Below are 18,714 nucleotides of genomic sequence, written 5' to 3' on the forward strand. Positions count from 1 at the left end.
GACTGGCCGGCTCCACCGTCCTGGCCCGCAAGAAGACCAACTTCACCACCCGCGACTTCACCCCCGGCTTCCGCATCGACCTCCACCACAAGGACATGGGCATCGTCACCGACGCCGCCCGCACCGTCGGCGCCGCCCTCCCCGTCGGCAACGTCGTCGCCCAACTCGTCGCCGCCCTGCGCAACCAAGGCGACGGCGGCCTCGACCACTCCGCCCTCCTGCGCGGCGTCGAACGCCTCTCCGGACACACCACTCACAGCTGAACGGACGGGCGGGGGAGTGTGACGTGGGAGGCGTGACCGCCCTCACGCCCACGGAGGGAACGCCCCTCCGTTGTTCATCGTTCAAATGGGTGTGGGTGGTGAGCCACCCTTCCCGAGCCGCCCCGGCCGGCGTCCCCCCGCCCGGCCGGGGCTTCCTCGTGGCCGTGCGGGCCCTCGTTCGCCGGTCGCGGACGGGTTGACGCTCACGGCGGCTGCCGAAATGCGCGAGCGCGGAGCCCGGCGCACGCTGGAGGCATGTCCGAGCACCCCCCTGTCATCGTGCACCCGCCGACGCCCTCCGGTGGCCGCCGGGTGACCGTGCGTGGGCAGATCGTCGGGCTGGCCCACGGCCGCGGCGACGTCGCCGAGTTCCTGCGCCGCGCGGGCGTCACCGGCCCGGCCGGGAACATCGTGCTGGACGACCCCCGCCTCGTCGAATGGCGCGGCGGCTCGCTGGACGACTGGCCGATGCCCCCCGCCTGACGCGCCCGCCGTGAGCCGCCCGACAGGCCCTGGCCGTCTCTCGGCGCCCGTGAGCAGGGGATATGCTCAGGCTCGGCGCGCGGAAGGCCGTCGCCGGTGAAGTGAGGGCAGGGGAGCGGGAGTACGGCGTGAGCGACGGCGGGGACCACGGGCACAGTGGACACACCGGGCACAGCGGGCTGCACAGTGACGACAGCGGGCCCTCGCTGTCGGGGCACAGGCCGGCGTCCTCTGGGGGGCGGGGTGTCCTGCGGCGGGCGATGCGCTGGGAGACGTTCGCGCTGCTCGCGATCATGGTGATCCTGACGATTGTGGCGTCGTAGGGGACATGCCCGCAGGGATGTGCGGCGTAGGGATTCCGGGGCGGCCGGAATGCCTCAACACGGCGTGTGGGCACGGGAGTTGAGCCCCTGGCGGGGCAGGGAAGGCGTTCCCGGCGGCCCGTAGGACCGAGCCGGGCCGCCCCGTGAGACCCGCGCACCTCTTCCCTGACCCCCGAGCGCCGCGTCCGATTTCCGCCAGCGCCGGCGCCCGGCCTGCTGCACAGTGGACCTGTGATGACCGAGGACAGCAGGTACGAGGCGGTGCGCAGCCGGGACGCCAGGTTCGACGGCGCGTTCTTCTTCGCGGTGTCCACGACCGGGATCTACTGCCGGCCGAGCTGCCCCGCCACCACACCCCGCCGCCGGAACGTCGCCTTCTTCCCGACCTCCGCGGCCGCCCAGGGCTCCGGGTTCCGTGCCTGCCGGCGCTGCCGCCCCGACGCGGTGCCCGGCTCGGCGGAGTGGGACGCCCGAGCGGACGTCGTCGGGCGGGCGATGCGGCTGATCAGTGAGGGGGTCGTCGACCGGGAGGGCGTCTCCGGGCTGGCGGCCCGGCTCGGCTACAGCACCCGGCAGGTCCAGCGCCAGCTGACCGCCGAGCTGGGCGCCGGGCCGGTGGCCCTGGCGCGGGCCCAGCGTGCCCACACCGCCCGGGTCCTGCTGCAGACCACCGGGCTGCCCGCGTCCGAGATCGCCTTCGCGGCCGGCTTCGCCAGCGTGCGGCAGTTCAACGACACCATCAGGGAGATCTACGCCCTCACCCCGAGTGGGCTGCGCGCCGCCCGCCCCGGCAGGGGGAGCCGCTTCGGCGCGGTGGCGCCGCCCGGGACCCCCGGGGTGCTGCCGCTGCGGCTGGCCTTCCGCGGGCCGTACGCGGCGCGGCAGCTCTTCGACCACCTCCAGCGGCGCGCGGTCACCGGCGTCGAGGAGGTCACCGGCACGCCCGGCGCGCGCACCTACCGGCGCACCCTGCGACTGCCGCACGGCACCGGGATCGCCGAGGTCGACGAGGCGGCCGGCGACGGCTGGCTGGACTGCCGGCTGCGCCTGACCGAACTGCGGGACCTCACCACCGCGAGCCAGCGGGTGCGCCGCCTCTTCGACCTGGACGCCGATCCGTACGCGGTCGCCGAACGGCTCGGCGCGGACGCCGACCTGGCGCGCCTGGTGGACCGGCACCCCGGACTGCGCTCCCCGGGGGCCCCGGACCCGGACGAACTCGCCATCCGTGCCGTGCTCGGCCAGCAGGTCTCGGTCGCGGCCGGCCGCACCCTCGGCGGCGCCCTGGTCGCCGCCCACGGAGAACCGCTCCCGGAGCCGTCCGGTGCTCTCACCCACCTCTTCCCCCGCGCCGACGGCCTGGCGCTGGCCGACCTCACGGAACTCGGGATGCCCGCGTCCCGGCGGGCGACCCTGCGCACCCTGAGCGCCGCACTCGCCGACGGCACGGTCGTCCTGGACGCCGGAGCCGACCGGGACGAGGCCGCACACGCACTGCTCGGACTGCGCGGCATCGGCCCGTGGACCGCCGGGTACATCCGGATGCGCGCCCTCGGCGACCCCGACGTCCTGCTGACCGGCGACGTGGCCGTACTGGCCGGCCTACGCCGTGCCGGAGTTCCGACGGCCGGCCTGAAGGAGCGCGCGGACGCCTGGCGCCCCTGGCGCTCGTACGCCATGCACCACCTCTGGAACGTGCCGGCCGCGGAGCCGGCGAGCCCCCGCCCCACCACCACGGAAAGCACCGGACCATGACGCTCTACACCACCCTCGACAGCCCGCTGGGCGAACTCCTGCTGGTGGGCGAGGAATCGGCCACCGCGCCGGGCGGCACCGCGCTCGCCTCGCTCTCCGTACCCGGGCAGAAGGGCGGCGCCACCGTCCGGGACGACTGGACGTACGCCCCCGCCGCCTTCACCGCCGTCGCCGACCAGCTCCGCGCCTACTTCGACGGGCGGCTGACCCGCTTCGCCCTCGCCTGCGCCCCGGCCCGGGGCACGGATTTCCAGCGGCGTGTGTGGCAGGCGCTGGAGGCCATCCCGTACGGCACGACCACCACGTACGGGAAGATCGCCGCCGAGATCGGTGCGGCACGGGGCGCGGTGCGCGCCATCGGCACGGCGATCGGCGCGAACCCGCTGCTCATCGTGCGGCCCTGTCACCGTGTGATCGCCGCGGACGGCTCCCTGTCGGGGTACGCGGGCGGGCCGGAGCGCAAGCGGCAGCTGCTCGGTATCGAGGGCGCCCTGCCGGAGGCCCGCTGAGCTGCCCCGCGTGGCCCGCGACCCCCGCGCGCCGCCCCGACCCACGCCACTGGAGCGTTCCATCACCACCACCACGCCCACCGGGCGCCGCTCCCGCCCCGGCACGCTCGCCCGGCGCGTCGCGGCCGCCGACTGGCCGGCGCCGGCCGTGGAACTCGACACCCTGAGCCGGCCCTGACCCCCCGTCTGCTCGGCCCGGCCGACTGCCGGGCCCTCAGCGCGCTCTACGACGAACCCACCGCTGCCGACGGCCGGGCCCGCTTCCGCTCGACCGTCGACATGGCCCGGCACCGCTTCGGCTCGGGCTGGTACCGCTACTTCGCCGACCCGCTGCCCGCTCCGGCCGGCGGCACTCCCTGGGCCTGGTCTTCCACGACGCCTGAAGCCGCCCGTGGCCCGGGGCGGCCCCAGGAGTGCCCGGCGGCGTCAGAGCATGGAACCACCGGTGACGTCGAACCGTTGGCCGGTGATCCATCGGGACGCGTCCGAGGCGAGGAAGGCGGCGACGTCGGCGACATCCTGGGGCTTGCCGATGCGGTGGAAGACGGAGAGGGCGGCCAGCGCGGCGTGCGCCTCCGGCGTCGCCCGCATCGCCGCGTTCATATCGGTCTCGATGAAGCCGGGGGCGATGCTGTTCACCGTGATGCCCCGCGCACCGAGATCCTTCGCCAGGGTGAGGGTGAAGGCCTCCACCGCGCCCTTGGAGACGCCGTAGGCGATGGTGGAGGGGTACGCCGTACTCGTCACCGCCGACGAGACGTTGATGATGCGTCCGCCGTCCCGCATCCGGCGCAGACCGTGCTGGGCGACGAAGAACACGGCCTTGGTGTTGACCGCGAGGGTGCGGTCGAAGTCCTCGGGCGTCACGTCGTCGATGTGCCCCGGGATGCTGATCGCCGCGTTGTTGACAAGGATGTCGAGACCGGGCTCGGCGCCGTACGCCGACAGTCCCTCGTCGAACGCCGCGTAGAGCGCCTCGGTATCACCGGGAACCCCCAGTTCCGCACCGATTATGAAGGCCCGGCCACCCGCTTCGAGGATGCTCTCGGCCGTTTCCTTGGCCGCGATGTCATTACTGCCGTAGTGGACGGCGACCAGTGCGCCGTCGGCGGCGAGGCGCTGCGCGATGCTCCGGCCGATACCCCGGCTGGAGCCTGTCACCAGCGCGGTCTTTCCCTTGAGTTCACCCATGATGGCCTGGCCTTTCACGTGCCTGTGCGGGCATACCGCCCCGAGGACTGTCGAATGGTGTGGTGGTGACGCGGCCGCACCGGGCCGGCTGCCCGTGTCGCAACAGCCGCCCGCACACGGGCGGGTGGTCGCTCGGGAAGGGGCGCGGTGGCTCCGCGGAGTGCGTCGGCAGACGGCGAACGGTGTGGGGAGAAGCGGGGTCGTCAGTCCCGTGGGTCCAGGGCCGTCAGGGTGGAGACGAAGACCGGGTCGCCGTCCTGTAAGCCGGTCACCTGCACCGTGGTGGTGCAGGGCAGCGCCGACGGGACACGGCGGGCTTCGAGCACACAGGGGGCGCCGTGCTCGGCGTACCGGTGGAATACGGTGCCGAAGGCGTACGGGACGAAGGCGCCGGGCGAGGTGAGGGTGCGGGCGGCCTGCTGGGCGGCGTCGAGCAGCACCATGCCGGGGATGTGATCGTTCGCCGGGTTCACCACCGCGGGGTGGCCGGGCGCGACGCGCAACAGCCAGCGGTCGGGCCGGCCGGTGGGGGAGAGCAGGACGTCGCGGTCCCTGACGCTGCCGGTCAGCCGGGGCGGAACGGGGGCGGGAAGGGGACCGGGAGTGTGCCGCGCACTCAGTCGGTCGCCGCGGAGCCGGCGGTAGACGGCGGGTGAGGTGACCGTGACGTCGGAGTGGCCGGTCGCGACGATCCGGCCCGCCTTACGGATGGTCATGTCGAAGCGGCCACTGGTCAGCGTGCCCGCCCGCATACGCGTCCGGCTGCAGATGACGTCGATGGTCAGGGGCGTGGGCCCGCTTCCCACCGCGAGATGCTCGGGGTGGGTGGTGTACACGAGGTCGCCGAGGATGAAGTGGTGGCCGAGCGGGACACCGAGTTCGGCGTGGCAGAGCAACAAACCGGCCTGGCGGATGGTCTCACCCGTGAGGATGAGATGGTGTCGCCCGCGATTGGGGGTGAAGTACCCGTGATCGTGCGGCCACCGGGCGGTCAGCGAGAAGCGCGTGTCATCGAGCCGGCGCCAAGAGGTGACCAGCATGTCGTCGGCGAGAGGACGGTGTACGAACTCCCGGGTGACCCGGACGCCGTGGGGGCCCCGCGGTCCGGTCGCCCGTTCCCCGGCGGGGGCCGGCAGCGGGTGTGGAGACCTGGGCTGAACAGTGCTGACCTGCATCGTCTCGCTCATGACTGCCCCCAGGCGTCGCTACGGGTTGAGGTACATCGCTGATAAGATACGTACCATCCGGTTTTATTTTCAATGCCGGGCCGTCGAAAAGGGGAAAGTAGCTGATCGAGCGACGACTTGAGCTGTAGCTAACTGTTGCGGACGAAGAGACATGAGAGACAGGAGGCGTCCTGTGGCACAACAGGACCGCGCGATTCGGACCCGGCGAGTGATCTTGGAGGCGGCCGCGTCGGTTTTCGACGAGCAGGGCTACGACCGCGCGACGATCGCCGAAGTCCTCGAGCGTGCCGGCGTGACGAAGGGCGCCTTGTACTTCCACTTCGCCTCCAAGGAGCAGTTGGCGCTCGCGGTGATCGAGGAGCAGGTGGTCGATATCGCCGTGGAGCCGCAGACGATCAAGCTGCAGGAATTCGTCGACTCGGGCCAGGTCCTGGCCTTCCGGCTGCGCAGTGACCCGATCCAGCGGGGCGCGGCACGACTGGCGGTCGAGCAGGGCTCCAACCACCTCGACCGCAAGCAGTCGATGCTGTCGTGGACCCGGTTCGTCGAGAGCCTGCTGAACGACGCCCGGAGCCGCGGCGAAATCCTGGAGAGCGTCGTCGTGCAGGAGACCGCCGAGTTGTTCGTCGGTGCCTTCGCGGGGCTGCAGATGATGTCGCAGGCCCTGACCAACCGGGCCGACCTCAGCCGCCGGCTCACCGTCTTCTTCGAGCACACCCTCCCGAGCGTCGCCGTGCCGGCGATCCTCGCCAAGCTCGACCTGGGCTCCGAGCGGGGTGCGCAACTCAACGCCGCCCTCCAGGCGAAGGCGGTGGCGCAGGCCGCGGCCGGCGCCGACGCCGGAGTGGCCGCGGGCTGAACGTGTCCCGTCCGACGGGCAGATGCCGGTCGCGAATGGCAGGGGACATTTCGGCATATTCCGATCGCTGAAAACATACCGCGCGTGCGGTGTTGAATGTCGAAGTGTGTGCACCTTGTGTGCGAGTCGTGCAGGTCAGAGGCGTCGCGGACGAGCCGCGGCGCCTCTCGGTGTGGAGCCGGCGGCGGTGCGCGCGAGAGGCGCGAAGGGTGACCGGGGGGCGCACGGCACATCGGGCTCGGGTGGATGTCAGTGGTGTGCTGTTCACTGGACTCGGCGGGCTCGGAGAGTCCGCGTCCGGGACGAACGGGGGAGGTCCGGTGTACGGGCTGGGGGAGAGTGAACGCCGGGGCGGAGTGAGGCAGATCACGGACGCTGCGGCCAGACGCCGGGCCGTACGACGGAATAGAACGCCGGGGTAGAAGCGTTCGTCATGCACGTATCAGTCGTGCACGGAGAACGCCCCACTCGTCAGGGGCCTGATCGTGCCGATGCCCGCAGACGACACCACACTTCGACCGCTCTTCCGACGATCCCTCCGCCGCCCTCGTGCTGTGCCGTCCCGCGTGTGCCGACGACGCTCACGCACCGGGCTGCGTTCGCCCGCCCCGCCCCTCTCCTCACCCCGCTCCGTCAGCCGCTGACGGCAACCACCCACCTCTGCCGCCCTGGAGGCCCCGCGTATGAACCGGACGACGACGGACCAGCACCCCGGAAGGACGGCGGGCGCCGCAGCCGTGCCGCCGGTGCCCGACCCGGACAGGGGCGGGCGGCGCAGAACCTCCGGCGGCCTCGTTCCGGTCCTCGCCTTCGCCGGCATCGTCGTCGCGGTGATGCAGACCCTGCTCGTCCCGGTCATCAAGGACCTGCCGGTGCTGCTCGACACGGCGCCCAGCAACGCCACGTGGGTCATGACGGCCACCCTCCTCGCCGGAGCCGTCTCGACCCCCATCATGGGGCGCCTCGGCGATCTCTACGGCAAGCGGCGGATGCTGCTGAGCAGCCTGGCGGTCATGGTGGCCGGCTCGCTGGTCTGCGGCTTCACCAGTGACCTGGTCGTCATGATCGTGGGCCGGGCGCTGCAGGGCTTCGCCATGGGCGCGATACCCCTCGGCATCGGCATCATGCGCGACGAGTTGCCGCGTGAGCGGCTCGGTTCGGCGATGGGCCTGATGAGCTCGTCGATCGGCGTCGGCGGCGGGCTCGCACTGCCGGCCGCCGCCCTCGTGGCCCAACACGCCGACTGGCACACCCTGTTCTTCGGCGCCGCCGGGCTCGGTGTGCTGTCGATGCTGCTCACCCTCCTCGTCGTACCGGAGACCGCGGTACGGGCCGAGGGCCGCTTCGACGTCGTGGGCGCCCTCGGGCTGTCGGCCGGGCTGGTGGCCCTGCTGCTGCCGATCACCAAGGGCAGCGACTGGGGCTGGGGTTCGCCGACCACCCTCGTGCTCTTCGGTGTCGCGGCCCTGATCCTGGTGCTGTGGGGCGTGCTGGAGCTGCGTCTCGCCGATCCGCTGGTCGACCTGCGGACCACCGCGCGCCGTGAGGTGCTGCTGACCAACCTCGTGTCGATCACCGTCGGTGTGGCGTTCTACGCGATCTCGCTGGTGATGCCGCAGCTGCTCCAGCTGCCCACGTCGACCGGCTACGGCCTGGGCCAGCCGATGGTGGTGGCCGGGCTGTGCATGGCGCCGCTGGGCCTGACGATGATGTGCGTCGCCCCGCTGTACGCGCGGATCGCCGCCCGGCGCGGCCCCAAGGTCTCCCTGCTGCTCGGCATGCTGGTCATCGCGGTCGGCTACGGCGCGGGCATCGGCCTGATGAACGCCGCCTGGCAGACCGTCATCATCGCGGTGGTCGTCGGCGCCGGCATCGGCCTGGCGTACTCCTCGCTGCCCGCACTGATCATCGGTGCCGTCGACGCCTCGGAGACCGGCGCGGCCAACGGCCTGAACACCCTGATGCGCTCCATCGGCACCTCGGTGTCCAGCGCGGTGATCGGCATGGTGCTGGCCCATATGTCGAAGAACGTGGGACCGGTCACGGTGCCCACGATGGCCGGCTTCCGGGTCTCCTTCCTCATCGCCACGGCCGCGGTCCTCATCGGCGTCGCCCTGGCCTCCTTCCTGCCGCCCCAGCGGAAGGAGCCCCGCCCGACCCTGGTCGCCCAGAGCACCGACGAAGCGGCGGACACCGCCGACGCCAGTGGCGGGCGGGGCGAGGCGCACCCCTCGGCACTGCCCGCCGCTCCGGCCACCGCCACACCGGCCACACCCGCTGCCCCGGCCGCGCCGCTCGCGGCCGCCGGTTTCCGGGGCCGGGTGGCGGACACCTCCGGCAGCCCGGTCCCCGGCGCGAGCATCACCCTGATCGACCGGCAGGGCCGCCAGGCCGGCATCACCACGACCGACACCGACGGCCATTACGCCCTCGACGCCCCTGCCCCCGGCACCTACGTCCTCACGGGTGCCGCGCCCGGCCGCACCCCGCACGCGGCCTCCGCCACCTGCCGCGGCGCGGGCGCGTCGACCCGGGTCGACCTGACGCTCACCGGCACCGGCCGCCTGGGCGGCACCCTGCTCGGCGGCACCGAAGGCACCCCGCTGGCCGACGGAAGCATCGTCCTCACCGATGCCGAGGGAGCGGTCGTGGCCCGTACGGCCTCCGGCGCCGACGGAAGCTGGGACGTTCCCCAACTGCCGCCCGGCCACTACACCCTGATCCTCGGCGCCGCCGGTCACCAGCCGCAGGCCCGTGCCCTGGAACTCTCCGGCGGCGCACCGGAACGCCAGGACGCCCGCCTGCGGCCGACGGCCAGCGTCCGCGGCACGGTACGGGGCCCGGACGGCCGCCCGCTCGCCGACGCCGCCGTGACCCTCGTCGAGGACGGCACGGTCGCCGCTCACACCGTCACCGGCCCGGACGGCGCCTTCACCTTCACCGGCCTGACCATCACCGACCTGAGCAGCGGCCCTCACTACACCCTCACGGCGACCGGCTACCCGCCCCACGCCGTCCCCATATCCGTCACCGCCGGCGCCAGCGAAACCCTCGATCTGGAGTTGGTGGCAGAGGAACAGCCGGACACAGAACGGCACTTGAGTGCCTCGCGCACCTGAGTGCGCGTAGGCCTGCGCTTCTACGCGCCGGACCTCCGGCAGTCGTGGCGATCGCTGACTGTCTGTCTGACTGAGCTACCCGCCGAGCTACTCACTGAGTGTGTGGAGGTCCGGGGCGCCGCTTGCCATGCTGACGGATGAGCAGGCGCGCCCAGGCCCCTCAGCGCAGGACGGCCGCCAGCAGGTCCGTTCCCAGTGTCGTCAGGCCGGGCAGGTTGAGGGTGTGCCGGACGTAACGACCGTGCCGCCGGGCCGTGAGGAGGCCCGCGCGGCGCAGTGCCGCGAGGTGGCGGGAGACCTCCGGGGAGGAGAGTTCCCAGGCGTGGGCCAGTTCGCCGGTGGTGTGCGGGCCGCGGGCCAGGGTGCGCAGCAGGCGCAGCCGTACCGGATGTGCCAGTGCCTCCAGCCGCAGGGTGACCGTTTCCAGCGACACCGGTTCCGAGGGGCTCGGTTCGGTCACCGGGTACTGGACCACCGGCTGCCAGCCGGGTGCGTGGACCACCACCAGGTGCGGGCTGCCGAAGACGCTGGGGATGAAGGTGACCCCGGTGTCGTGGGCGGCGGTCGCCTTGTCCTGCAGCTTGTCCACGATGATGCAGTCGCCGTCCGGCGCCAGGGCGACCGCGCCGGAGACCGAGGTGAGCGCCGCCCCGATGCCCTGGCGCCTCAGCAGGTCGTTCTTCAGGCGCAGGTCGGTGGCGAGCTGCACGGCGACGTCCGCCCAGGCGGCGTCGAAGAAGGCCTCGGCGCACAGTTCCAGGGTGTGGCGCACCCGCGTCCGCACCGCGGCCGGGTCCGCGAGCAGTCGTTCCGCGAAGGCCTCCTGCCGCGCGCCACGGGCCTGGGCCAGGTCCAGGGCCCGCTCGCGCGCGTCCGGGTCGGTGAGCGGCGACGGCGTGCCGAGGTGGGCCCGGTTGCCGCCGCATGTGGTGACGAGTGCGGCGGTCACATACGTCTCGTCGTCGATCCGGTCCACGTCGTCCAACTCCTCGGCGAGGGTCGGCCGGGGCCGGGCGGGGAGCAGGAAGTCGGCCTGTGAGGAACGCCAGAGGAACTCCGCCTCCCGCAACCGCTCGGCCGGCTCCGGCCGCAGCCCGGCCCAGACCTCCCCGGCCCAGCCGGCGAACTGCGGATGATGCCCGGGTTCGGCCAGCACATGCAGCATCGCGGTCAGCTCGGCCAGCGGGGAGGCGGCGAACCGCAGTCGCTCGGCCGGCAGGCCGCTGATGTCGATCCTCAACGTCATCCCCTCAGCATCACCGACCGGTGGACCGGCGGCGTCACCGGTTGACGGTGTCCGTCAACCGGCGAGGCCGGTCCGGCGGCCGAACGCACCGTTGACGCCATGGCAACCACCCCCAAGATCCGGCCCCGCGCCCTCGTCCGGGCCTCCGGAGGCCCCCGCTACGCCGTCGCCCTCGCCGTGGACGCGCTCGGCACCGGCCTGCTGCGGCCCTTTCTGCTGCTCTACGGAGTGACGGTGCTGAAGCTGTCCGCGCCGGCCACCGGCATCGCGATGACGGTCGGCATCGTCGTGGGTCTGGTGTGCATGCCCGCGGTGGGCCGCTGGCTGGACCGGGGCGCCCGCAGCACGGTCGTGGCGGCGTCGATGCTGGTACGGGCGCTGGGCGTGGCGCTGCTGCCGGCCACCCCGGAGGGGCAGGTCTGGCCGTTCGCGACGGCGGCGCTCTTCCTCGGCGTCGGCAACCAGGCGTGGCCGGCCGCCCATGCGGCTCTCGTGGCCACGGTCGCCCACGGCAGGGAACGCGACGCCGCGCTCGCGGGAGGCCGCGCCCTGCGCAACGCCGGCCTGGGCGTGGGCGCGCTCCTCGCCACCGGGTGCCTGGCGGGCGGCACCACCGCCTTGCAGGCACTGGCGGCCGTCACCGGGCTCGCCTACCTCGCCGCGGCGGCCCTGGCCTGGTCGGTCCACCTCCGCGCGGATACGGCCGCCACCCCGGCCGCGGACAGGGCCGACGGGCCCGCACCGCGGATGCGTGCGCTGCTGGCCGCCAACGTGGTCTATGTCTTCTGCCTCAACGTCCCCGAAATCGCGCTCCCTCTGGTCCTGGTGACACAGCTGCACGCCTCCCCGGTGTGGTCGGCGGCCATCTTCGTGGCCAACACGGTGCTGGTGGTCACCCTGCAGGTTCCGGTCACCGTCCTGATGTCCCGCTTCTCCCGGCGGGCCGTGCTGGCCCTCGCCGGCGTGGTACTCGCCGCGTCCTACCTGGGCTTCCTCACGGCCACTTCACCGGGACACGGCTGGGGCGCCCCGGCCGTCGCCGCGGTGTCCGTGGTCTGCACCCTCGGCGAGATCCTCTATGCCGGCAGTGCCACCGCGCTTGTCACCGCCCTCGCCCCGGCCGCTGTCCTGGGGCGCGCCCTTGCCCGCTTCGAAACCTCCACCGGCTTCGGCCTCGCCGTCTCCCCGGCGGCCATCACCGCACTCGCCCCCCACGGCCCGACCGCCCTCTGGGGCAGCCTCGCCGCCGCGACGCTCCTCTCGGCCGCCGCCGTGGCCACCGAGAAGGACCAGGAAGACGGCCCAGCGCCCGCTTCCGCCGGGCGCGAGCGGGCACGTGAACTCGGCACCCGCCCCTGACGACGGGGTGAAGCGGCGACGGACCTGCTTCCGGGAGCCGCATGGCCCGGAGGACGGCTCCCGTCAGCCCTGACGCTGCTCCCACCGTGACCGGCAGGGGAACAGGGCTACGCCCCTGGCTCACCACGTGGCGGCGCTTCAGGGGCCCGGCAGGCCGGTTGCGGCCGGCGCCACCGGGGCCAGTGAGACCCGCGGGGCCCCCTGCGGCCGGTGATCTCGGTCGGCGGAACGGCCGAACATGGCGGTGCCGAATCCGCAAATCGGGAATTTTCTGCGAGTCTGAACGACGCGCCCCAAAATCCGGCTGGTCACACCGGTTTCCGGGGTTATCGGCGTGCCGGGCCCGCAAGCTCGTTAGTGGTGTGTTAGTGCCTCGTTAGCGGACCGGCAGTGCCCAGGGCCACGCTGGAACGACGGACGGACCGCACCCCGCTACGAGAGCTCGCACCTACTAGACGAGGGGGACACTTATGTCGCTCATCATCAAGACGCTCAGCCGCGGTCGTCGTGTCGCCGCCGGTTCGCTGATCGCTGTCGCGGCGCTCGCACTCACCGCCTGCGAGGGCGGCCCCGACGCCGCATCCCGCCCCTCGTCGGCCGCCGAACGCGGCACCTCCCACGACACGGAGAGCGGCGGCTCCGCTTCGTCCCACGGCAGCGTGCAGCCGTCCGGCGCGAAGGAGCAGTCCACGGGCGGGAAGAAGCAGCCGTCGGCGCAGGCCGCCACTCCCGGTGGCAAGCCGACCGGCAAGGCGCCGAGCGCCGCGGAGGCCAACACGTCTCAGACGACGGCCTCGGACCGCTGCACCGCCGCCAATCTCTCGCTGCGCCTGGGCGCCCCCGACGCCGGTGCGGGCAACATCCGCTACCCCCTCGTCTTCACGAACAAGGGCAAGAAGCCCTGTTCGCTGCGTGGCTTCCCGGGCGTCTCGCTGATCAACCGGGACGGCTCGACCGTGGGCAAGCCCGCCACCCGCTCGGGCGGCGCCGGCGGAGTCGTCCGGCTCCAGCCGGGGCAGAGTGCGCACACCCTGCTGCACACCCTCAACGAGGGCGTCTCGGACACACCGTGCTGGGCCAAGTCGCAGATCGTCTTCGTCTACCCGCCCGGCTCCAAGGAGCCGATGACCACCGGCAGCCGCGGACTGCGGGTGTGCGGCGGACGGTTCGACGTGACCGCGGTGGAGGCCGGTGCCCTGGGCTGACGGCCCGGCCCGCGGAGCCACGACGAGGACGGCCCCGCCACGCCCGCACGCCCCCGGCGCATCGTGCGCCGGGGGCGTGCGGCATGCCGGGGCGGGTGGACGGTGGCGGCCCGGGGAACTGCCACCGGCCCGCTCGGACGCTCGGGTGGTATGTCACCGCAACGGCCCCTGGTGACCGCCCCGTGTCTCCGGATCGGTGTTACCAAGGTGGATGGAAGCCTTGAATGAGCGCTTTCGTTGCATATCTGCCTAGGGAGACATCCCATGTCTGCAGCTTCGAGCGTGGCCGACAAGGCCGCTGCGAACGGAAAGCCGTCCGCCGAGGACGAGTCCCCGATCCACATTCTCTGGATCAACGCCGGCCTGAGCTGCGATGGCGACTCCGTGTCGCTCACCGCCGCGACGCAGCCGAGCATTGAGGAGATCGCGCTCAGTGTGCTGCCGGGGTTGCCCAAGATCGCCGTCCACTGGCCGCTGATCGATTTCGAGTGCGGCCCGGTCGGTGGCGCGGACACCTTCATCGAGTGGTTCTTCAAGGGCGAGCGCGGCGAGATCGACCCGTTCGTGCTGGTCGTCGAGGGGTCCATTCCCAACGAGTCCATCAAGCCGGAGGGCTACTGGTGCGGCTTCGGCGACGACCCGGAGACCGGCCAGCCGATCACCACCAGCGAGTGGATCGACCGGCTCGCCCCCAAGGCGCTCGCTGTCGTGGCGATCGGCACCTGTGCCACGTACGGCGGCATCCACGCGATGTCGGGCAACCCGACCGGAGCCATGGGCGTGCCCGACTACCTGGGCTGGGACTGGACCTCCAAAGCCGGGATTCCGATCGTCTGTGTGCCGGGCTGCCCGATCCAGCCGGACAACTTCGCCGAGACCCTGACCTATCTGCTCTACCAGGCGACGGGCGCGGCTCCGATGATCCCGCTGGACGACCAGCTGCGGCCCACCTGGCTCTTCGGGGAGACCGTGCACGAGGGCTGTGACCGGGCCGGCTACTACGAGCAGGGCCAGTTCGCCACCACGTACGACTCGCCCAAGTGTCTGGTGAAGCTCGGATGCTGGGGTCCCGTGGTCAAATGCAACGTGCCCAAGCGGGGCTGGATGGACGGCATCGGCGGCTGCCCGAACGTCGGCGGTATCTGTATCGCCTGCACCATGCCCGGCTTCCCCGACAAGTTCATGCCGTTCATGGACGAGCCGCCCGGCGGCAAGATCTCCAGCAGCGCCAGCGCCGCGTACGGCAGCGTCGTCCGCCGTCTGCGCGGCATCACGGCCAGGACCGTCGACCACGAGCCCAAGTGGCGCCACCGCGGCGACCAACTGACCACCGGCTACCGGAAACCGTGGTGAGCGCACCCCGCCCGTAGCCGTCCGGCACCCGGACCCTCCGTCCGACCCCACCTCCGCGCGCAACAGAAGGGCACGGCACTCACGATGGCACCGAGAACGAAGGCGGCCGACGGCAGCGGTCTGACGGAGATGTCCTGGGACCCGATCACCCGGATCGTGGGCAGCCTCGGCATCCACACCAAGATCGACTTCAAGCAGAAGCGGGTGGCGGAGTGCTACAGCACCTCGTCCGTCTTCCGCGGCTACAGCGTCTTCATGCGCGGCAAGGACCCCCGCGACGCGCACTTCATCACCAGCCGGATCTGCGGCATCTGCGGTGACAACCACGCCACCTGTTCCGTCTACGCACAGAACATGGCCTACGGGGTGAAGCCCCCGCACCTGGGGGAGTGGATCATCAACCTCGGCGAGTCCGCCGAGTACATGTTCGACCACAACATCTTCCAGGAGAACCTGGTCGGGGTCGACTACTGCGAGAAGATGGTCCGCGAGACCAACCCCGGCGTCTGGGAGCTCGCCCAGCGCACCGAGGCCCCCCACGCGGGCGAGCACGGCTACCGCACCATCGCCGACATCATGACCTCCCTCAACCCCATCGAGGGCGAGTTCTACCGCGAGGCCCTCCAGGTCAGCCGCTACACCCGGGAGATGTTCTGCCTCATGGAGGGCCGCCATGTGCACCCCTCCACGCTCTACCCGGGCGGTGTCGGCACCGTCGCCAGCGTCCAGCTCTTCACCGACTACCTCAGCCGGCTGATGCGCTACGTCGAGTTCATGAAGCGGGTGGTGCCGCTCCACGACGACCTGTTCGACTTCTTCTACGAAGCGCTGCCCGGGTACGAGGAGGTCGGCCGCCGCCGCGTCCTGCTGGGCTGCTGGGGTGCGCTCAACGACCCGGAGCACTGCGACTTCACCTACCGCAACATGACGGACTGGGGACGGAAGATGTTCGTCACCCCGGGCGTCATCGTCGACGGCAAGCTGGTCACCAACGACCTCACCGAGATCAACCTCGGCATCCGGATTCTGCTGGGCAGCTCCTACTACCAGGACTGGCAGGGCCAGGAGCAGTTCGTCACCCACGACCCGCTCGGCAACCCGGTCGACCCGCGCCACCCCTGGAACCAGCACACCATCCCCGCCCCGCAGAAGCGCGACTTCAACGACAAGTACAGCTGGGTGATGTCCCCGCGCTGGTTCGACGGCAAGGAGCACCTGGCCCTGGACACCGGCGGCGGCCCGATCGCCCGGCTGTGGTCCACCGCGCTGTCCGGGCTCGTCGACACCCCGTACGTCAAGGCCACCGGCCAGAGCGTCGTCATCGACCTGCCCCGCTCCATGACCAAGCCCGAGGCGCGCTTCGAGTGGAAGATCCCGAAGTGGAGCAACGCCCTGGAGCGCAACCGGGCCCGCACCTACTTCCAGGCCTACTCGGCCGCCATGGCGCTGCACTTCGCCGAGCAGGGCCTGAACGAGGTCCGCGCCGGACGCACCCAGACGTGGGAGAAGTTCGAGGTCCCCGACGAGTCCATCGGCTGCGGCTTCACCGAGGCCGTGCGCGGCGTCCTCTCGCACCACATGGTCATCCGGGACGGGAAGATCGCCAACTACCACCCGTACCCGCCCACCCCGTGGAACGCCAGCACCCGGGACACCTACGGCACCCCCGGCCCGTACGAGGACGCCGTCCAGAACACCCCGATCTTCGAGGAGAACTCCCCGGAGAACTTCAAGGGCATCGACATCATGCGCGCGGTGCGCAGCTTCGACCCGTGTCTGCCCTGCGGCGTCCACATGTACGTCGGCGACGGCAGGTCCGTACAGAAGATGCATGTGCCCACCGGTCTGAGCGGGCTCTCCGGATGAGCGCCCGGGCCACCACGGCAGAGGCCGCCGCACCGCGGGCGAACGCGCCCGGGGCCGGTGCGCCGTCCGCTCCCGCACCGTCCGCCGCCGTGCCGAGCGCCGAGGCCGCCGGCCGGCGCGTGGAAGAGGTGCTGGACCGCCTCGCGCAGCGCGACGACCGCGAGGCGAGCGCCGCCGCCGAGGAACTCGTCCGCGTCCTGATGGACTTCTACGGCGCGGGACTCGCCCGGATCATGCACCTCGTGGGCAGCGGCACGGGCGAGGACGGCCCGCGCGCGGCGCTGCTGCGCGACGAGCTGGTGACCAGCCTGCTGGTGCTGCACGATCTGCACCCCGAGGACACCGCCGCCCGCATCGGCCGCGCCCTGGACAGCGTCCGCCGCCAACACCCGGCGGACGTCGCGGAGTTCGACGCGGACACCGGAACGCTGCGGCTGCGCCCCGGCGCCTCCGGCGGCTGCGGCTGCCCGAGCACCGACCAGCAGGCCCGGCAGACCGTCGAGGCCGCGGTGTCCTGCTTCGCGCCCGAGGTGACCTCGATGCGGTGGGAGGCGGCGGGCGACCGGCCCGAGCCCCCGCTGCTGCAGATCTCCCGTCGGCCGCCGACCGCCGCCACCGCCTCGTGAGCGGCCGGCAGACGGCGCCCCCGCGCCTGGGGCCACCGCCCGCCCACCGCGGCCTGCGCCGCTTCCGGGCCCCGGTGCCGGCCGCCCCCGAACGCTGCGAACTGTGCGCCGTCGTACTCGCCGAGCACAACCACCGCCACCTGGTCGACACCCGGCGCCGGGCGCTGGCCTGTGCCTGCACCCCGTGCGCACTGCTCTTCGACCGGCCCGGCGCGGGCACCGGACCCTTCCGTACGGTCCCCGACCGCTACCTCACCGACCCCGGCCACACCCTCGACGACGCGGCCTGGGAACGGCTCCAGATCCCGGTCGGCGTCGCCTTCTTCCTGCGCAACGCCGACCAGGACCGGCCGGCCGCCCTCTACCCCAGCCCGGCCGGCGCCACCGAGAGCGAACTCGCCCCGTCGACCTGGCAGACCGTGCTCTCCGCCAGCCGGCTGGCCCCCCTCCTGCGGCCCGACGTCGAGGCGCTGCTGCTGCGCCGCACCGAGGGCCGCATCGACTGCTATCTGGTGCCGGTCGACATCTGCTACGAACTCGTGGGCCGGATGCGGCTGTTGTGGCAGGGCTTCGACGGCGGCGCCGAGGCGCGCGCCGCACTCGCCGACTTCTTCACCAAGGTCGCCCGCCGGGCCCGCGAGCCGAAGGGGGACGACCGGCCGTGACCGAGCTGTCCTTCGACTGCACCGGCGTCCGCGCCGACCCCTACGCCGCCGCCCCCACCCTCCTCTTCCGGCTGCGCATCACCGCCGCCGAGGCGGCCCGGGTACACGCCCTCGCGCTGCGCTGCCAGCTCCGCATCGAACCGGCCCGGCGCGACTACCGGGACGACGAGGCCGCGGCGCTGTCCGACCTCTTCGGCGCGCGGTCCCGCTGGGGCACCACCCTGCACCCGCTGCAGTTCGCCCAGGTCTCCCTCGTCATCCCCGGCTTCACCGGCGAGACCGAGGTGGACCTCCCCGTCCCCTGCACCTACGACCTGGACGTCGCGGCCGGCCGCTACTTCCACGCGCTGCGCGAGGGCGAGGTGCCGCTGCTGCTGCTGTTCTCCGGCACGGTCTTCGCCGGCGCCGGCGGCTTCCGGGTCCATCCGGTGCCCTGGCACAAGGAAGCGTCCGTACGGATGCCGGTGGCCGTCTGGCAGGAGATGACCGAGGCGCACTTCCCCGGCTGCGGCTGGCTGCGGCTGCCCCGCGAAACCCTCGACGCGCTGCTCGCCTACCGCTCCCGGCAGGCCCTGCCCTCCTGGCAGGCGACCGTCGAGTCGCTGCTGGCCGCCGCGGACGGCACCGAACCGCCCGCGCCCCGCGCCCGGTTCTTCCCGGGCGCCGCCGTCCGCCCCCTCAGCGAGAGGACCGCGCCGTGACGAC

At 72.5% G+C, this 18,714-nt stretch carries 18 protein-coding genes; 15 read left to right on the top strand and 3 right to left on the bottom strand.

Annotated elements, in window-relative coordinates:
• The 6 genes from ACWC9R_RS04390 to ACWC9R_RS04415 all read left to right on the top strand — a co-directional run.
• A partial coding sequence (locus tag ACWC9R_RS04390; RefSeq protein ID WP_450728880.1) for an NAD-binding protein occupies window positions 1–263 on the top strand: 263 nt, incomplete at its 5' end.
• A gap of 255 nt (window positions 264–518) precedes the next feature.
• A complete protein-coding gene (locus tag ACWC9R_RS04395) occupies window positions 519–746 on the top strand; it encodes a hypothetical protein (RefSeq protein WP_362609246.1) in 228 nt (75 codons plus the stop codon).
• Between the two features lie 128 nt (window positions 747–874).
• Window positions 875–1,069 carry a hypothetical protein gene (locus tag ACWC9R_RS04400; protein WP_450728881.1) on the top strand — a complete coding sequence of 65 codons (195 nt, stop codon included), beginning with the start codon at window positions 875–877 and terminating at the stop codon, window positions 1,067–1,069.
• Between the two features lie 234 nt (window positions 1,070–1,303).
• Window positions 1,304–2,824: an AlkA N-terminal domain-containing protein gene (locus tag ACWC9R_RS04405; protein ID WP_450728882.1), complete on the top strand. Its 1,521-nt coding sequence runs from the start codon at window positions 1,304–1,306 to the stop codon at window positions 2,822–2,824.
• On the top strand, window positions 2,821–3,333 hold the full coding sequence (locus ACWC9R_RS04410) for a methylated-DNA--[protein]-cysteine S-methyltransferase (protein ID WP_450728883.1): 513 nt from the start codon (window positions 2,821–2,823) through the stop codon (window positions 3,331–3,333). Before ACWC9R_RS04405 ends, ACWC9R_RS04410 begins: the two co-directional genes overlap by 4 nt.
• A gap of 10 nt (window positions 3,334–3,343) precedes the next feature.
• The gene (locus tag ACWC9R_RS04415; RefSeq protein WP_450728884.1) at window positions 3,344–3,511 is read left to right on the top strand and encodes a hypothetical protein; all 168 of its coding nucleotides are present in this window, start codon (window positions 3,344–3,346) and stop codon (window positions 3,509–3,511) included.
• Window positions 3,512–3,759: 248 nt separating this feature from the next.
• Here ACWC9R_RS04415 and ACWC9R_RS04420 read toward each other — a convergent pair whose 3' ends face one another.
• Entirely contained in the window at window positions 3,760–4,524 is a 765-nt protein-coding gene (locus ACWC9R_RS04420) for an SDR family oxidoreductase (protein WP_450728885.1), read from the bottom strand.
• Between the two features lie 203 nt (window positions 4,525–4,727).
• Complete coding sequence (locus ACWC9R_RS04425; RefSeq protein WP_450728886.1) at window positions 4,728–5,711, bottom strand: ScbA/BarX family gamma-butyrolactone biosynthesis protein; 984 nt, start codon at window positions 5,709–5,711, stop codon at window positions 4,728–4,730.
• Window positions 5,712–5,883: 172 nt separating this feature from the next.
• Between ACWC9R_RS04425 and ACWC9R_RS04430 the strand changes: the two genes are divergently transcribed.
• Window positions 5,884–6,570 (top strand): ScbR family autoregulator-binding transcription factor, encoded by a 687-nt coding sequence (locus ACWC9R_RS04430; RefSeq protein ID WP_450728887.1) that lies wholly within the window; start codon window positions 5,884–5,886, stop codon window positions 6,568–6,570.
• Between the two features lie 683 nt (window positions 6,571–7,253).
• The gene (locus ACWC9R_RS04435) at window positions 7,254–9,689 is read left to right on the top strand and encodes an MFS transporter (RefSeq protein WP_450728888.1); all 2,436 of its coding nucleotides are present in this window, start codon (window positions 7,254–7,256) and stop codon (window positions 9,687–9,689) included.
• Between the two features lie 160 nt (window positions 9,690–9,849).
• Here ACWC9R_RS04435 and ACWC9R_RS04440 read toward each other — a convergent pair whose 3' ends face one another.
• On the bottom strand, window positions 9,850–10,935 hold the full coding sequence (locus ACWC9R_RS04440; protein WP_450728889.1) for a DUF5937 family protein: 1,086 nt from the start codon (window positions 10,933–10,935) through the stop codon (window positions 9,850–9,852).
• Between the two features lie 99 nt (window positions 10,936–11,034).
• Here ACWC9R_RS04440 and ACWC9R_RS04445 point away from each other — a divergent pair, with 99 nt between their 5' ends.
• From ACWC9R_RS04445 to ACWC9R_RS04475, 7 genes are all read left to right on the top strand, one after another.
• Complete coding sequence (locus ACWC9R_RS04445) at window positions 11,035–12,294, top strand: MFS transporter (protein WP_450728890.1); 1,260 nt, start codon at window positions 11,035–11,037, stop codon at window positions 12,292–12,294.
• 470 nt (window positions 12,295–12,764) lie between these two features.
• Window positions 12,765–13,499 carry a DUF4232 domain-containing protein gene (locus ACWC9R_RS04450; protein WP_450728891.1) on the top strand — a complete coding sequence of 245 codons (735 nt, stop codon included), beginning with the start codon at window positions 12,765–12,767 and terminating at the stop codon, window positions 13,497–13,499.
• A gap of 264 nt (window positions 13,500–13,763) precedes the next feature.
• Window positions 13,764–14,852, top strand: coding sequence for an NADH-quinone oxidoreductase subunit B family protein (locus tag ACWC9R_RS04455; protein WP_450728892.1), 1,089 nt, complete (start codon window positions 13,764–13,766; stop codon window positions 14,850–14,852).
• A gap of 84 nt (window positions 14,853–14,936) precedes the next feature.
• Window positions 14,937–16,718, top strand: coding sequence for a nickel-dependent hydrogenase large subunit (locus tag ACWC9R_RS04460; RefSeq protein WP_450728893.1), 1,782 nt, complete (start codon window positions 14,937–14,939; stop codon window positions 16,716–16,718).
• The gene (locus ACWC9R_RS04465; RefSeq protein WP_450728894.1) at window positions 16,715–17,344 is read left to right on the top strand and encodes a hypothetical protein; all 630 of its coding nucleotides are present in this window, start codon (window positions 16,715–16,717) and stop codon (window positions 17,342–17,344) included. Before ACWC9R_RS04460 ends, ACWC9R_RS04465 begins: the two co-directional genes overlap by 4 nt.
• Complete coding sequence (locus ACWC9R_RS04470) at window positions 17,341–18,009, top strand: DUF5947 family protein (protein ID WP_450728895.1); 669 nt, start codon at window positions 17,341–17,343, stop codon at window positions 18,007–18,009. Before ACWC9R_RS04465 ends, ACWC9R_RS04470 begins: the two co-directional genes overlap by 4 nt.
• The gene (locus ACWC9R_RS04475; protein WP_450728896.1) at window positions 18,006–18,710 is read left to right on the top strand and encodes a DUF6084 family protein; all 705 of its coding nucleotides are present in this window, start codon (window positions 18,006–18,008) and stop codon (window positions 18,708–18,710) included. The genes ACWC9R_RS04470 and ACWC9R_RS04475 overlap by 4 nt, the downstream gene beginning before the upstream one ends.
• The last annotated feature ends 4 nt before the right edge of the window (window positions 18,711–18,714 follow it).

It is taken from the genome of Streptomyces sp. NPDC001219 (assembly GCF_053597915.1).

Bases quoted from the DNA above. Each gene is read 5' to 3' on its own strand.
- ACWC9R_RS04455 (WP_450728892.1), top strand. From the start codon at position 13,764: ATGTCTGCAGCTTCGAGCGTGGCCGACAAGGCCGCTGCGAACGGAAAG.
- ACWC9R_RS04460 (WP_450728893.1), top strand. From the start codon at position 14,937: ATGGCACCGAGAACGAAGGCGGCCGACGGCAGCGGTCTGACGGAGATG.
- ACWC9R_RS04420 (WP_450728885.1), bottom strand. From the start codon at position 4,524: ATGGGTGAACTCAAGGGAAAGACCGCGCTGGTGACAGGCTCCAGCCGG.
- ACWC9R_RS04450 (WP_450728891.1), top strand. From the start codon at position 12,765: ATGTCGCTCATCATCAAGACGCTCAGCCGCGGTCGTCGTGTCGCCGCC.
- ACWC9R_RS04395 (WP_362609246.1), top strand. From the start codon at position 519: ATGTCCGAGCACCCCCCTGTCATCGTGCACCCGCCGACGCCCTCCGGT.
- ACWC9R_RS04440 (WP_450728889.1), bottom strand. From the start codon at position 10,935: ATGACGTTGAGGATCGACATCAGCGGCCTGCCGGCCGAGCGACTGCGG.
- ACWC9R_RS04435 (WP_450728888.1), top strand. From the start codon at position 7,254: ATGAACCGGACGACGACGGACCAGCACCCCGGAAGGACGGCGGGCGCC.
- ACWC9R_RS04465 (WP_450728894.1), top strand. From the start codon at position 16,715: ATGAGCGCCCGGGCCACCACGGCAGAGGCCGCCGCACCGCGGGCGAAC.
- ACWC9R_RS04445 (WP_450728890.1), top strand. From the start codon at position 11,035: ATGGCAACCACCCCCAAGATCCGGCCCCGCGCCCTCGTCCGGGCCTCC.
- ACWC9R_RS04410 (WP_450728883.1), top strand. From the start codon at position 2,821: ATGACGCTCTACACCACCCTCGACAGCCCGCTGGGCGAACTCCTGCTG.
- ACWC9R_RS04425 (WP_450728886.1), bottom strand. From the start codon at position 5,711: ATGAGCGAGACGATGCAGGTCAGCACTGTTCAGCCCAGGTCTCCACAC.
- ACWC9R_RS04405 (WP_450728882.1), top strand. From the start codon at position 1,304: ATGACCGAGGACAGCAGGTACGAGGCGGTGCGCAGCCGGGACGCCAGG.